The 13564-nt window shown below is 73.7% G+C and carries 13 protein-coding genes; 1 reads left to right on the forward strand and 12 read right to left on the reverse strand.

The window, feature by feature from the left end; all coding sequences use genetic code 11:
* Positions 1–18 precede the first annotated feature (18 nt).
* Positions 19–615 carry a phosphatase PAP2 family protein gene (locus ACIBCA_RS27145; protein WP_396285623.1) on the forward strand — a complete coding sequence of 199 codons (597 nt, stop codon included), beginning with the start codon at positions 19–21 and terminating at the stop codon, positions 613–615.
* Here the strand turns inward: ACIBCA_RS27145 and ACIBCA_RS27150 are convergent.
* The 12 genes from ACIBCA_RS27150 to ACIBCA_RS27205 form a co-directional block, all read right to left on the reverse strand.
* Positions 587–1912 carry a glutamate-1-semialdehyde 2,1-aminomutase gene (locus ACIBCA_RS27150; protein ID WP_396285624.1) on the reverse strand — a complete coding sequence of 442 codons (1326 nt, stop codon included), beginning with the start codon at positions 1910–1912 and terminating at the stop codon, positions 587–589. The genes ACIBCA_RS27145 and ACIBCA_RS27150 overlap by 29 nt on opposite strands.
* Entirely contained in the window at positions 1902–2477 is a 576-nt protein-coding gene (rfbC, locus tag ACIBCA_RS27155; RefSeq protein WP_396285625.1) for a dTDP-4-dehydrorhamnose 3,5-epimerase, read from the reverse strand. The genes ACIBCA_RS27150 and rfbC overlap by 11 nt, the downstream gene beginning before the upstream one ends.
* Complete coding sequence (locus ACIBCA_RS27160) at positions 2474–3646, reverse strand: polysaccharide pyruvyl transferase family protein (RefSeq protein ID WP_396285728.1); 1173 nt, start codon at positions 3644–3646, stop codon at positions 2474–2476. The genes rfbC and ACIBCA_RS27160 overlap by 4 nt, the downstream gene beginning before the upstream one ends.
* 65 nt (positions 3647–3711) lie before the next feature.
* Positions 3712–4659, reverse strand: a complete 948-nt coding sequence (locus ACIBCA_RS27165) for a glycosyltransferase family 2 protein (protein WP_396285626.1) — start codon at positions 4657–4659, stop codon at positions 3712–3714.
* A 7-nt stretch (positions 4660–4666) separates the two neighbouring features.
* Positions 4667–6016: a hypothetical protein gene (locus ACIBCA_RS27170; RefSeq protein WP_396285627.1), complete on the reverse strand. Its 1350-nt coding sequence runs from the start codon at positions 6014–6016 to the stop codon at positions 4667–4669.
* 5 nt (positions 6017–6021) lie between these two features.
* Entirely contained in the window at positions 6022–7287 is a 1266-nt protein-coding gene (locus ACIBCA_RS27175) for a DUF4910 domain-containing protein (protein ID WP_396285729.1), read from the reverse strand.
* A 17-nt stretch (positions 7288–7304) separates the two neighbouring features.
* The gene (locus ACIBCA_RS27180) at positions 7305–8330 is read right to left on the reverse strand and encodes an NAD-dependent epimerase/dehydratase family protein (RefSeq protein ID WP_396285628.1); all 1026 of its coding nucleotides are present in this window, start codon (positions 8328–8330) and stop codon (positions 7305–7307) included.
* A 3-nt stretch (positions 8331–8333) separates the two neighbouring features.
* Entirely contained in the window at positions 8334–9005 is a 672-nt protein-coding gene (locus ACIBCA_RS27185; RefSeq protein ID WP_396285629.1) for a PIG-L deacetylase family protein, read from the reverse strand.
* The gene (locus tag ACIBCA_RS27190; RefSeq protein ID WP_396285630.1) at positions 9002–9805 is read right to left on the reverse strand and encodes a glucose-1-phosphate cytidylyltransferase; all 804 of its coding nucleotides are present in this window, start codon (positions 9803–9805) and stop codon (positions 9002–9004) included. The genes ACIBCA_RS27185 and ACIBCA_RS27190 overlap by 4 nt, the downstream gene beginning before the upstream one ends.
* Entirely contained in the window at positions 9802–11037 is a 1236-nt protein-coding gene (locus ACIBCA_RS27195; protein WP_396285631.1) for a class I SAM-dependent methyltransferase, read from the reverse strand. The genes ACIBCA_RS27190 and ACIBCA_RS27195 overlap by 4 nt, the downstream gene beginning before the upstream one ends.
* The gene (locus ACIBCA_RS27200) at positions 11034–12311 is read right to left on the reverse strand and encodes a glycosyltransferase (protein WP_396285632.1); all 1278 of its coding nucleotides are present in this window, start codon (positions 12309–12311) and stop codon (positions 11034–11036) included. The genes ACIBCA_RS27195 and ACIBCA_RS27200 overlap by 4 nt, the downstream gene beginning before the upstream one ends.
* A 1-nt stretch (position 12312) precedes the next feature.
* The gene (locus ACIBCA_RS27205; RefSeq protein WP_396285633.1) at positions 12313–13563 is read right to left on the reverse strand and encodes an O-antigen ligase domain-containing protein; all 1251 of its coding nucleotides are present in this window, start codon (positions 13561–13563) and stop codon (positions 12313–12315) included.
* Between the last annotated feature and the right edge of the window lies 1 nt (position 13564).

A 13564-nucleotide genomic window follows, 5' to 3' on the forward strand; every position in this document is an offset into this window, starting at 1 on the left:
TGGCGGGGATGGCTCGGGGTGGCCGCGGGGGCGGTGGTGGTGCTGCTGGGCCTGTGGTTCGCGGGCAAGGGGCAGCCGGGGCCGGTGGACGGCAGGCTCGGGCAGGAGCTGTACGGGCTGCGCTCGCCGTGGCGAGGCTTCGCGCACGCGATGGACTGGCTGGGGGAGCCCGTCGGCTCGACGCTGCTGGTCGCGGCCGTGGTGGTGTGCTTCCTGGCGCTGCGGCGGCCCCGGGCGGCGGCGGTGGTCGTGGGAAGCGTCGCCCTGGCCGTGGGGACGGCGACGGTGCTCAAGCACGTGGTGGGGCGCACCATCCACGGACCGCAGAACCTGTCCTACCCGAGCGGCCACACGGCGTTCTTCACCGCGCTCGCCCTGGCCGTGGCGATGGCCGTGACGAGCCACCGAGAAGGCCGGGCGGGGCTCGGCACGGGCATCGCGCTGGCGGCCGGCGCGGTGATGGGCTGGGCGCAGGTGGTGCTGGGCGCGCACTACCCGACCGACGCGCTCGGCGGCTGGTGCACCGCGCTGGCGGCGGTGCCGGCGACCGCCTGGCTGGTCGGCCGGGTAGCTGACGGGACCCGCGTCAGGCGCGGCGGCGGAACACCGGCTTGACCGGGCGGCCGCCCATCCAGGGGGTGGGGTCCCCGGCGTCCAGGGCCTTGCGGTAGACGGCGCAGGCGGCGGCCACCGCCTCCACGGTCTGCGCGATGTCGGCGTCCGTCAGGGCGCTGCTCACCACGAAGGAGGGGGCGAGCACCCCGCCCGCCAGCAGCTGGCGCAGGAAGAGGGTGCGGTACTCCTGCGAGGGCCGCCCGTGCTCGTCCAGGGTCGCGAAGACCAGGTTGCTGGCCCGGCCCCGGACGACGACGTGCTCGCCGGTGCCCATCCCGGCCGAAGCCTCCCGCACGCCCGCCGCGAGCTGCTCGCCGAGGGCGTGCAGCCGGGCGCTGATGCCCTCCTCGACGTAGGTGGTCTGCACGGCCATGGCGGCGGCCAGGGCGTGGGTCTCGGCGCCGTGGGTGGTGGAGAGCAGGAAGACCCGGTCCCCGGCGTGGCGCAGCCCGCCGCGTTCCATCAGGTCGCGGCGCCCGGCGAGGGCGGAGACGGCGAAGCCGTTGCCGAGGGCCTTGCCGAAGGTGGAGAGGTCGGGGACGACGCCGTACAGGCCCTGGGCGCCGGCCTCGGACCAGCGCAGGCCCGTGATCATCTCGTCGAAGACGAGCACGCAGCCGTGCCGGTCGGCGAGTTCGCGCAGGCCCGCGAGGTAGCCGGGGGCGGGTTCGGCGTGGCCGGCGGGTTCGAGGATCAGGCAGGCGATCTCGCCGCGGTGCCGGGTGAGCAGTTCCTCGGTGGCGGCGAGGTCCCCGTAGGGGAAGGAGACGGTGAGGTCGGTGATGGCGGCGGGGATGCCGGCGTCCATCGGGGTGGTGCCGATGAACCAGTCGTCGGTGGAGAAGAACGGGTGGTCGGCGCAGATCGCCACCCGGGAGCGGCCGGTGGCGGCGCGGGCGAGGCGGACGGCGGCGGTGGTGACGTCGGAGCCGTTCTTGGCGAACTTCACCATCTCGGCGGTGGGCACGGTGGCCAGGAACCGTTCCGCGGCCTCGAGTTCGAGGATGGACGGGCGGGCGAAGTTGCTGCCCCGGTCGAGTTCGTGCCGGACGGCCTCGGTGACCCGCGGGTGGGCGTGGCCGAGGCTGACGGCGCGCAGGCCGGAGCCGTACTCGACGTAGCGGTTGCCGTCGACGTCCCACACGTGGGCGCCGTGGCCGTGGCTGATGACCGGGGCGAGGTGCTCCGGGTACTGGTCGTCGCCCTTGGCGTAGGTGTGCGCGCCGCCGGGGACGAGCGCGTGCAGCCGCTCGTTGGCCGCCCGGGACCTGGGCAGCTCGAAGTCGTCAGCGGTCATGGGTTCGGTTCTCCTCGGGCGACGGGGCCGGCGCCAGGGCCTCGGCGAGGCTCGGCGCCTCCTGGTCCCGCTTGGACATCGATACGGGCGGCAGCGGCCAGGGGACGGCGAGCTCCGGGTCGTCGAAGGCGATCGTCACGTCCTCGGCCGGGTCGTGCGGGCGGTCGATCCGGTAGGAGACGTCGGCGTCGGTCAGCGCCTGGAAGCCGTGCGCGCAGCCGGCCGGGATGTAGACGCTGGCCTGGGTCTCGCCGGAGAGCGCGAAGGTGGCGACGTTGCGGTACGTCGGCGAGCCGGGCCGCAGGTCCACGACCACGTCGAAGACCTCCCCGTGGGAGCAGCGCACCAGCTTGGCCTCGCCGGCGCCGGAGCGCAGGTGCAGGCCCCGCAGCACGCCCTTCACCGAGCGGGAGACGCTGTGCTGGACGAAGGCGTTCGGGTCGATGCCGACGGAGCGCAGCACCTCGGCGTCGAAGGTGCGGCAGAAGAAGCCGCGCTCGTCGGCGTAGGGCGTCGGTTCGAACAGGTAGGCGCCGGCGATCGCCGGGACTTCGGTCACCTTCAAGAGGGTTCCTTCGGGAAGAGGGCCGCGGTCAGGGCGGTGAACTGCTGGTCGAGGCGCCGGACGGCGGCCTCGTTGTGCTCGGCGAGGGTCTGCCGCAGCTCGGCCGCGTTCTTCTCCAGCTCGCGGAACTGTTCGGTCAGCCGCTCGGCGTCGACCTCGCGGGCCGGGTGCCGGTGGGCGCCCAGGCCCATCCCGGTCATCAGGGCGTCGCTCTTGGCCGCGTAGCTGAGGGAGAGCGTCGGGACGCCGGCCTTCAGGGCGCAGACCAGGTTGTGGTACCTGGTCGCCACGACGGCGTCGGCGGCGGCCGCCTCCGCCATCAGCTCGGCCAGCGAGGCCGCGGGGGAGGCGGTGACCAGCGGGGAGCCGACGGCCTCGAGGATCGCGGTGACCACCGCGGTGTCCGCCCCGTCGCCGGTGAGCAGCCGCACCGGCCGCCCGTCCTCGACGAGGGTGCGCACGAAGCGGGTGGTCCCCTCGACGTAGCGGCGGTGGATCTCCTCGGCCTCGGCGCGGTCGTCGTTGGCGCCGTGGAAGTCCATGACGCCCACGCAGACCCGCCCGTCCCGGTCCTCGACGGCGGGCGGCGCGGGCAGCGAGAAGGCGAGGTCGGGGTGGACGGCGTCCCGGGAGACGTCCACGCCCATCTCCCGCATCGCCTCGCGGGACAGCTCGTCCCGGTAGGAGCGGTACGCGGCCAGCCGCGCCGAGCGGCGCACCAGGGCCCGGACGGCGCCGTCGCGGATCGGGGCGGCGCCGACGCCGACCAGCGCCACCCTGGTGCCGAGGAGCCGGCCGGAGGCGCAGAGCAGGAACAGCGCGTACGGGAAGCCCCAGGGGCGCAGCGGCAGGGTGGCCTCCAGGACGCCCATGCCGGGGACGATCACCACGTCGTGCCGGCGCACCCAGGCGGCGGTGCGCACCACGTCGACGAGCTTGCCCGCGCCCTTGCCGAGGACGGAGCCCAGGCGCGAGGCGGTGCGGTACTCCCCGCGGTACCAGTGCAGGCGGGTGGCGGGGATGCGGTAGCGGGCGGTGACGACCTCGGGGCCTCCGCACAGCGCGTCCACCACGGCGTCCGGGTGCCGGTCGCGCAGGTAGCCGAGGACGGCCTCCAGCGAGCCGTCGTTGCCGAGGTTGCCGGAGCCGAGCAGGCCGAACACCCCCACGCGCACCTTCCCCGCGCGCACCTTCCCCGCGCGCACCTTCCCCGCGAGCACCGGGCGTGCGGAGGTCACGGGCGCCGCCCCTCGCGCCCGGCCACCAGGTCGTCCACGGAGACGGCGACCTCGGGGGGCACGACGGGGGCACGGTCCTCGACCCGCTCGCCGGCGCCCGGGCGACGGCGGCTGGTCAGCCAGGAGCCCAGCGCCCGGTAGCACTCGCGCCGGTCCCGCGGGGACAGCGGCGCCCGCCGGATCGCCTCGACGAAGCCCCAGACGTACTCGACGAGCAGCCGCGGCGTCGGGTGCAGCAGGCCCGCCCGGCGCGGGTCCAGGTTGACGCAGCGGGAGCGCTTGGAGGGGTTGGCTCGCTCGGCGCGGGTGGGGTGGTCGCGGCGGAAGTACAGCAGCTCGGGCACCTGGTGGAAGGGGCCGTGCAGGGTGAGCTCGGCGACGAAGGTGCGGTCGGCGTGGTGGTAGCTGTCGTGCGGCTTGACGCGGCGCAGCACGTCGGCGCGCATCACGCCGTAGAAGTCGTCGCCGCCGGGCTCGAAGAGCAGGCTGCGGAAGCGCACGGGGGCGGACGGCGAGTCGGTGGCCAGCCCGTACGCGTAGGGCACCTTGACCTTGCCGGTCTCGTCGATGACGGCCTGGTCGGAGTGGGCGAGGATGACGTCCGGGCGCTCGTCGAGGGCCTCCACGCAGCGCAGCAGCAGGTCCCGGGCGTAGAGGTCGTCGTGGGAGGCCCACTTGAAGAGCTCGCCGCGGCACTGGGTGAAGACGTGGTTGTGGTTCGGCGCGGCGCCGATGTTGCGCGGCAGCCGCAGGTAGCGGATGCGCGAGTCCTTCGCGGCGTAGTCGCGGCAGATGTCCTCGGTGGTGTCGGTTGAGGCGTTGTCGGAGATGACCAGCTCGAAGTCCGCGTAGGTCTGGCCGAGCAGGGCGTCGAGGGACTCGGCGAGGTACTCCTCGCCGTTGTAGACGGGCAGCCCGATGCTCAACCGGGGAACGGCGGTCATTGCGTCCTCACTTCGGGGGTGTGTTCAGATTGCTGAGGTGCTCGCGCAGGGCGGCCCGCAGTTGCAGCCACCACAGGGCCGCGCCGCAGGCCGTGGCGGTGGCGACGCCCCAGGCGGAGCCGACCGTGCCGGCCAGGGCGGCGCCGCCGAGGCCCCCGCCCAGGTAGCAGGCGGAGGCGAAGAGCTGGCAGCGCAGGCTGCGCCGGGCGGCGGCGAGGGCGCGCAGGCCGGCCGCGGCGCCGCTGCCCAGGCCCGCGCCCGCGACGCCGAGGGTGGCGGGCAGGATGAGCGGGGAGGCGTCGTGCCAGACGTCGCCGAGGACCATCTCGCCGAGCCGGTCGGGCATCAGCAGCAGCGCCGATCCCCAGAGCAGGGCGGCGCCGGCCTGCCCGCCGCCCAGCAGGAAGCAGAACCGGCCGAGCCGCTCGGGCGACTGCCGCAGGACCCGGGCCGCTTCCGCGACGGTGACCAGGGACAGGCCCATCAGCAGGGCGAGGAAGGGCCCCTGCAGGAGTTCGGCGCCCCGGACGGCGCCCACCGCGGCGACCCCGACGATGGCGCCGAGGCCGTACGCCCGCAGCTGGCCGGCGCCGCTGAGGCTGACGTTCTCCACCAGGTACCGGCTGCCGAGGTCGCGCTGCTCGCGCAGCCAGCCGCGGGCCTCGGTGAGCCGGGGCCGGATGCCGGACTGCAGGAAGCCGTACCCGGCGGCGGCCAGGGCGGCGGCACCCCAGGCCAGGATGAACGCGGCCACGGTGCCGAAGCGCGCCGCGACGAGCATGGCGGGGACGAGCGAGACGCCCTGCACCAGGTCGTTGAAGAACGCCTTCCGGCCGCTCCCGGCGGCGAAGAAGGCGAACCGCCGGGAGTCCTGGAGCAGCAGGCAGGGCAGGGCGACGCCGAGGCAGGAGAACGCCGTCCCCACCTCACCGCCCAGGCCCAGCCCGACCAGCACGCACACGGCCCCCAGGGTGGTGCCGACGGCGAGCGCGGCCCCGGAGGACCGGCCCGCCGCCGCACGCCATGCGGCCTCCGGCACGCCGCTGAAGCGCACCATCAGCGGGTCGGTGGCCAGCCCCCGGGAGACGTTGAGCACGACGCCGTAGGTGAGCCAGGCGAGGCTGAACACGCCGAAGGCGTCCACGCCCAGCTCGCGGGCGACGTAGATGCCCACCGCGAAGTTGATCATGCTGGAGACCGCCTGGTCGGCCAGCCCCCAGGACAGCCGGCCGAGGACGCCGCCCCGCTTGGCGGGCGCGGGTGCCTGGGCCGCCGAATCCGCCGGTGTGGCCGAGTCCGCCGGTGTCACTGAGCCCGCCGGTGCGGCTGTGGCTGTCTTCTCCTCCTCGGTGGTCACCGGCCTCACGCCTTGATCAGATCGGCGCCCACGAGGGCGTCGGCGGCGGCGGCCACGGCGTCGAAGGGCAGCCCGGAGCGCTCGGCCACGTCCAGCAGGCTCCTCGTGCCGTCGGACATGCTGAGCACCCAGAGCATGGCCAGCTGCGCCTGCTTGGAGTCGCTGCGCCCGCCCAGCGAGTCGTACAGCCCGCGCCGGCCCAACTGCGGCTCCCCGTACGGGCTGAGGTTGACGTAGCTGCGGTTGCGGTCGAGCACGGCGAACGCCTCCCGGCAGAGCGCGAGGGTGTCCTCCAGGGCCTCGGGCTTCACGAAGGCCGGGTCGTCCCCCGAGGTGTGGTACTCGGGGTACTCGGCGTACGGGGTCCGGCAGAGCGAGCCGACGCCCAGGTCGAACCCGGGCGAGCAGTACTGCCGCTCGTCGTAGCCGTACGGGGTGAACTCCCGGATTTCGTGCGGGCGTTCGGAGGCGGCGAGGACGTGGGCCACGGCCCGGTCGATCTCCGCGTCCCCGCGCCGGCTCCGCTTGTACGTCAGCTGCCCGGAGTCCCCGGCGCAGGCCAGCACCAGGCCGTGCCTCACCCGCTCCACCCGCTCCCGGTTGCGGGCCAGCCAGGTGATCGCCCCGATGGTGCCGGGGGCGAAGACGAACCGGTAGGTGTACCAGGGGTCGCGCTGCGCCAACTCCCGTGCCAGGAACACCGCCACCGCCACGCCCGCCATGTTGTCGTTGGCGAGCGCCGGGTGGCAGACGTGGCAGGAGACGAGGACCTCCTCGGCGACCCTGCCGGGCACGACGTGCTCGGCGTAGGTGAGGTGGCCGTCGGCGAGGGTGGAGTCGATCCGCACCTCGTAGTCGCCCTCGGGCAGGGCGTCCAGGGTCTCCTGCGCCAGGCAGAAGCCCCACTCCGGCTTGTAGTAACTGGTGCGGTACGGCACCAGGGTGGGCTGCTCGGGCAGGGTGTACAGGTGCGGGCGCAGCTCGGCGAGCGGCATGGTCGCCGCCACCGGCACGCTGTAGCCGAGCACGTGCAGGGCGGAGTCGGCGAGGTCGACGACCCGCCGGCCGGAGGCGTCGGCGACGTACGCGTCGCGGATGTTCCACTCCTGCGGCACCGTCCAGTCCAGCACCTGGGTGCCGGTGGGGACTTCGTGCACCTGGAGCGGCAGGTACTCGCCGACGATGTCCAGGGTGGCGCGCACGCCGTCGCCGGTGATGCTCCGGCAGAGCGGGTACAGCCGCTCCACCAGGGCGTGCATCTCCACCCCCATCTCCTCCCCGGGGGTCGTCACCCGCGCCACCGCAGGGTGTCGTCCACGGTGCCGGCCTCGGTGGCGGCGCGCAGCACGGCCAGCCGGGTGAAGCTCCGCTCGAAGCTCTCCTTGGTCAGGCCGAACTTCCGGTAGGCGTCGGCGAGTTCGAGGGCGCCACGCTTGACCGTCCACTCGCAGTCGAAGCCGGGGATCGCGGCCCGGAAGCGGGCGAAGTCCACCCGGTAGGAGCGCGGGTCGGCGCCGGCCTCGCCGGTGATGCGCACCGTCGAGCCCTCCACCGCCTCGGCGACCTGACCGGCGATCTCCGCCACCGTGACGTTGTTGACCTCGCTGCCGATGTTGAACGCCCGGTCGTGCACGGCCTCCTTGGGCGCGACCAGCGCGGCCGCGAAGGCCCGGGCGATGTCGGCCGCGTGCACCAGCGGGCGCCACGGCGTGCCGTCGGAGAGGACCAGCACCTCGCCGGAGAGCAGGGCGTGGCCGACCAGGTTGTTCAGCACGATGTCGGCACGCAGCCGGGGCGAGTAGCCGAAGGCGGTGGCGTTGCGCATGTACACCGGGGTGAAGTCGGCGTCGGCCAGCTCGTGCAGGTCGTCCTCGACGCGCACCTTGGACTCCGCGTACGGCGTCACCGGCCGCAGCGGGGCGTCCTCGCCGACCAGCTCGTCGCCGCCGGCGGCGCCGTAGACGGAGCAGGTGGAGGCGTACAGGAAGCGCTCCACCCCGGCCTCGCGGGCGAGCCTGGCCAGCTTCACCGAGGCGTGGTGGTTGATGTCGTAGGTGAGGTCGGGGGCCAGCGAGCCCAGCGGGTCGTTGGACAGGGCGGCCAGGTGGATGACGGCGTCCACCCCGGCCACGTCCTCGGCGGTGACGTCGCGCAGGTCGACCCGGCGCCCGGGCGGGTCGGCGGGGGCGGGGCCGAGGACGCGGTCCGCGAACAGGCCGGAGTCCAGCCCGACGACCTCGTGTCCGGCCTCGGCGAGGACGGGGGCCATCACGGTGCCCAGGTAGCCCTGGTGTCCGGTCAGCAGTACGCGCAAGGGTCAGCCCTCCAGGGCGGCAGTCGCGGGGGTCGCGAGGTCGAGCGTGAGTTTGGTCGTGGCGAACGCCTCGGCGTAGCGCTCGTGGCACTCGATGCCGCGGATGCGCGCCAGCCCGAGGAACGCCTCCCGGTCGTACCAGGGGCGGTGGCGCTGGGAGGCGTAGTGCTCCTGGAGCAGCCGCACCTTCCGTTCGGCGATCTCGGTGGTCAGCGGCTGGTACGCGGTGGGGCGGCCGAGGTCGGCGTCCCACTTGACGATCTCGTAGCCGAGGACCAGGTGGTCGCGGAAGGCGGTGGTCATCAGCTTCGCCAGGCCGCGGTGGTCCTGGTGCGCGTCCTCGGTGCGCGGGGCGAGGACGAGGCCGGGGTCGGTCTGCGCGCGCAGCTCCTCCACCGCGGCCTTGGCCTCGTCCCAGTGCGCCGGCATCCGCCCGTCGGGCAGCTTGAGGACGGTCAGGCGCAGGTCGGCGCCGGGGCAGAAGGCGGCGAGCGCGGCCCGCTCCTCCTGCTCCCGTTCGCCGCCCCCGCCGGAGAGCACCAGCGCGTCGACCCGCAGCCCGGGACGCGCCAGACACATCGTCAGCAGGGTGCCGCCGGCGCCGATGGCGATGTCGTCGCAGTGGGCGCCCACCGCCACGACGCCGCCGAGCCCGGGAGCCGCGAGGCGGATCACGGTGTCCTCAGGCCGGAGCCGGCGCCGTCCTTCTCCCACACGGCCCACGGGCGCTCGCCCCGGGCGTAGGCGTCGTCCAGGGCGGCGCGCTCCTTGACGGTGTCGGTCGGCTTCCAGAAGCCGCGGTGCTGGTGCGCCACCAGCCGGCCCTGCTTGGCCAGGCCCGCGCAGCCGTCGGCGACGAGGTCCCCGTTCTCCGGGATGTGGTCGAAGACCTCCTGGCGCAGCACGAAGTAGCCGCCGTTCTCCCACAGCGGCATGTCGCTCACCGCCGTGATCCCGCCCACCAGGTTGTCCTCGCCCAGCTCCACGCAGTGGAAGGAGGACTGCGGCGGCACCACCATCATCGAGGCCCCGGCGTCGCGCCGGGAGAACTTCTCGATCATCTCCGGCAGCGGGGCGTCGGTGAGCACGTCCGCGTAGTTGGCGAGGAACATCTCGTCCCCGTCCAGGTGGTGGCGCACCCGGCGCAGCCGCTCGCCGATCGGCGACTCGATGCCGGTCTGGGCGAAGGTGATCGTCCAGGAGGAGATGTCGGTGGACAGCAGCTCGGGCTTGCCGTTGCGCAGGACGAAGTCGTTGGACGCCGTCTCCTCGTAGTTGAGGAAGAAGTCCTTGATGTGCCGGGCGCCGTAGCCCAGGCACAGGATGAACTCGGTGTGCCCGAAGTACGCGTAGTAGCGCATCACGTGCCAGATCAGCGGCCGAGGGCCGACCATCGCCATCGGCTTGGGCACGTCGTCGGAGGCTCCGCTGCGCATGCGCAGCCCGTAACCGCCGCAGAACAGGACGACCTTCACGACCCCACCTCGACAATGCTCAGGTCCGGGATGGGGAAGACCAGGCGGCCGCCCCACTCGTGCACGAACGACAACTGCTCGATCAGCTCGGCCCGCAGGTTCCACGGGAGGATCAGGACGTAGTCCGGCTTGTCCTCGGCGATCCGCTCGGGCGCCAGGATCGGGATGCGGGTGCCCGGGGTGAAGCGGCCGTGCTTGTACGGGTTGCGGTCCACGGTGTACGGCAGCAGGTCGGGCCGGATGCCGCAGTGGTTGAGCAGGGTGTTGCCCTTGCCGGGGGCGCCGTAGCCGACGACGGTCTTGCCGTTCTCGGCCGCCTCGACCAGGAACCTCAGCAGGTCCCGGCGGACCTTGGCGACCCGGGCGGAGAACTCGGTGTACCCGGACAGCTCGCGCAGGCCCGCGGCCTTCTCCCGGTCCAGCACGTCGCTGACCCGCTGCGTCGGCTCGCCGGCCACCTCGGAGGGGCGCGCCCACAGGCGGATGGAGCCGCCGTGCGTGGGCACCAGTTCGACGTCCACCAGGGCGAGTCCGCCGCTGGCCAGGGCCTGGATGGCGGAGGCCACCGTGTAGTACTGGAAGTGCTCGTGGTAGATCGTGTCGTACTGGTTCTCCTCGATCAGGGTCAGCAGGTGCTGCACCTCGATGGAGACCCAGCCGTCGTCGGCCACCAGGGCGCGCAGACCCTGGGTGAAGCCCACCACGTCGGGGATGTGCGCGTACACGTTGTTGGCGACGACCAGGCTCGCCGGGCCGTGCTCGGCGCGCACCGCCGCGCCCGTCTCCGGGGACAGGAACTCGGTGAGCGTGGGCACGCCCGCCTCGCGGGCCGCGGCGCCGACGTTGACGGACGGTTCGATGCCCAGGCAGCGGATGCCGCGCCCGACCACGTGTTGCAGCAGGTAGCCGTCGTTGCTCGCCACCTCGACCACGAAGGAGTCCTCGCCCAGGCCCAGGCGCTCCACGGCGCCGTCGACGAAGGTGCGGGCGTGCTCCACCCAGGACGTCGAGAAGGAGGAGAAGTACGCGTACTCCTTGAACGTCTCCTCCGGCGTGATCAGCGGCGGGATCTGCGCCAGCCAGCAGTCCGTGCACACCCGCAGGTGCAGCGGGTACGTCGTCTCCGGCAGGTCCAGCTGCTCGGCGGAGAGGAAGCTCTCGCACGGCGGGGTCGCTCCCAGGTCGACGACGCTCCCCAACGCCGTCGATCCGCACAGTCGGCAACGTGTCATGGTGTGGTGTCCCCATTCCTGTCCGGGCGGTCGCCCCGCCGCGGGCCTGCGTTTCCATTCGTCACCGGCGGCGCGCCCTCCGCGCCGCCGGACCGGTCCGCGATCGCGGACCGGTACCCCTCCACGAGGCGCTCCAGGCCGACGGCAGGGCTGAACCCCTGCTCGTAACGGCTCCGGGCCGCCAAGCCCATCTCCTTGTTGCGGCCGGCCTCCGCCGCGATGCGGCGCAGGCTCCCCGCGAGCGAGGAGGCGTCGTTCGGCCGGTGCAGCAGCCCCGTCACCCCGTCCTCGACGAGTTCGACGAAGGCGCCGTGGCCGGCGGCCACGACCGGCACCCCGGCCGCCATCGCCTCCACGACCACCAGGCCGAACGCCTCCAGCCAGGTCGACGGCGCCACCACGGCGACGGAGCGCGCGATCGCGGCCCGGCACTGCTCGGTGTCGTACAGGCCCACGGCGCGCACGTCGCCGCGGCCCGCCGCCCAGGCGGCGACCTCCTGCTCCAGGGGCCCCGTCCCGGCGATGACCAGCGGCACGCCCACCCCGCCGGCGGCGGTGAGCTCGTCCCAGGCCGCCATCAGCAGCCGTACGCCCTTGGCCTCCGCCAGCCGGCCGAGGTAGAGCACGTGCTCGCCCCCGCCCTCGCGCAGGACCCCCGGGTCCGGCACGAAGTTGTGCTTCACCGCGAGCCGTTCGGCCGGCATCCCGGCCCGCGCCAGGACGTCGCGCTGGGCGGCCGAGATGCAGAAGAACCGCTCCACCCCGGACCACCAGCGCCGCCGGTTCACCGCCAGGCTCACCGCCAGCGGCGCCGTCGCCAGGCTCGAGCCGCGGTAGCAGCCGTGCTTCACCGCCGGCAGCGGCGAGCCGCCCACGCACTCGGTGCACGGCCGCCCGTCGCGTTGCAGCGTGCCCGGCGGGCAGACCTGGGTGTAGTTGTGCAGCGTGGCCACCACCGGCACCCCCGCGTCCGCGCAGGCCGCCAGCACCGACGGCGACAGCAGCGGGAACACGTTGTGCACGTGCACGACATCAGGGCGCTCCGAGCGCAGCTTCGCCGCCAGTTCCCGGCGCACCGCCGGGTTCCACGGCACCAGCAGCGGCACCGCCACCTTGCCCGGCAGCGAGCGCCCGGCGATGGTGTCGCTGCGCCGCTCGAACAGCTCCACCCGGTGGCCGCCCTCGCGCAGCAGGGCCACCTCCTGGTCGACCACCTTGTTCTCTCCGCTCGGCTGCGCCGAGGAGTAGCGGTTGTGCACCACGAGGACGTGCATCTCAGCTCACCTCCGTTCTCCGGGCTCGTCGTGGTCCGCGTTGGCGGGGGATCCTCAGCACCGGCAGGGCAGGCGCGGGGTCGGGCACCACCAGCAGCGAGGCGGCCACCGTCAGGTGCAGCAGGTACGGCGAGGCGTCGCCGAGGCCCGCCTCCGTGTACGAGGCGATGGCGCAGTAGCTGATCAGGTAGATCGCGCAGGCCCGCGCCAGCGAGGGCGGCCGCAGCAGGGCGACCCCGCCCAGGGCCAGGAACACCGCCGCCACGATGCAGACCCCCGCCAGGCCCTGCTCGTTGAACACCGCCAGCCAGCTGTTGTCGATCGGCAGGCCCCCGAAGGACTTGTCGCCCAGGCCGAAGCCCAGCCACTCCTCCAGCGGGGTGCGCGGCGCCGCCAGCAGCGCGTCCCACACCTTCGCCCGGCCCGTCAGGTTGGAGAAGTTCTCCTGGCTCTGGCCGCGCAGGAACCACGCCTGGAGCAGCGAGCTCAGCCCCACCGCGGCCACCACCGAGATCACCACCGCCCAGCTGAAGAACCGCCGGGCGGCGGCGCTGGTCAGCAGCAGCGAGCCGATGGCCAGCAGCAGCCCGACGATCATGCCGAGGGTGGCCGTGCGGGTGTGGGTCAGCGCGAGCAGGACGAGCGAGGGCACGATGATCGCGGCCGCGCTGCGGCCCGTGGTGCGCCTGTCCAGCAGGAGCAGCACCGTCAGCCCGATGATGACCGCCGCGTACTGCCCGATCTGCGGCGGGGTCAGCGGCCACAGCGCGCCCACCAGCCGCCCGCCGTACAGCTCCGGCATGGCCGCGCCGGGGGAGGCGACCAGACCGGCCGCCACCGAGGCGAGCACTACGAAGTACATCCGGATGTGGAAGCGGACGAACGTCGGCCTGCCGTCCCACCAGCGGGAGAGCAGCCACAGGGTGCCCACGAACAGCGACAGCCGGAAGCAGCGGAACAGCGAGCCGAGGCCGGCGCCCGTGTGCACGCTGGCGACCACGCTCAGCACCAGCATCAGGGTCAGCAGGAACAGGAAGGCGCTGGCCCGCAGCCGGATCCGCGGGTTGAGCAGCAGCGCCAGCACGAACGCCGAGACCAGCGCGCCCATGGTGGCCATCTGGATGAGGGAGCGGGGCAGCGGGATGATCGTCTTGGCGCCGGCGGAGCCGAGGGTGTTGAGGATCAGCAGGCCCCAGATCAGCTCGACCGTCTTTGGCGTGCGGTTCTGCGCGGTCTCAGGGCTGTGCGCCATG

It is taken from the genome of Kitasatospora sp. NPDC051170, from assembly GCF_044455705.1.
Classification (GTDB): Bacteria; Actinomycetota; Actinomycetes; order Streptomycetales; family Streptomycetaceae; genus Kitasatospora.

Excerpts from the sequence above, each read along its gene's own strand:
- ACIBCA_RS27175 (WP_396285729.1), bottom strand. The coding sequence starts at position 7,287 with ATGGGGGTGGAGATGCACGCCCTGGTGGAGCGGCTGTACCCGCTCTGC.
- ACIBCA_RS27165 (WP_396285626.1), bottom strand. The coding sequence starts at position 4,659 with ATGACCGCCGTTCCCCGGTTGAGCATCGGGCTGCCCGTCTACAACGGC.
- ACIBCA_RS27205 (WP_396285633.1), bottom strand. The coding sequence starts at position 13,563 with ATGGCGCACAGCCCTGAGACCGCGCAGAACCGCACGCCAAAGACGGTC.
- ACIBCA_RS27200 (WP_396285632.1), bottom strand. The coding sequence starts at position 12,311 with ATGCACGTCCTCGTGGTGCACAACCGCTACTCCTCGGCGCAGCCGAGC.
- ACIBCA_RS27150 (WP_396285624.1), bottom strand. The coding sequence starts at position 1,912 with ATGACCGCTGACGACTTCGAGCTGCCCAGGTCCCGGGCGGCCAACGAG.
- ACIBCA_RS27195 (WP_396285631.1), bottom strand. The coding sequence starts at position 11,037 with ATGACACGTTGCCGACTGTGCGGATCGACGGCGTTGGGGAGCGTCGTC.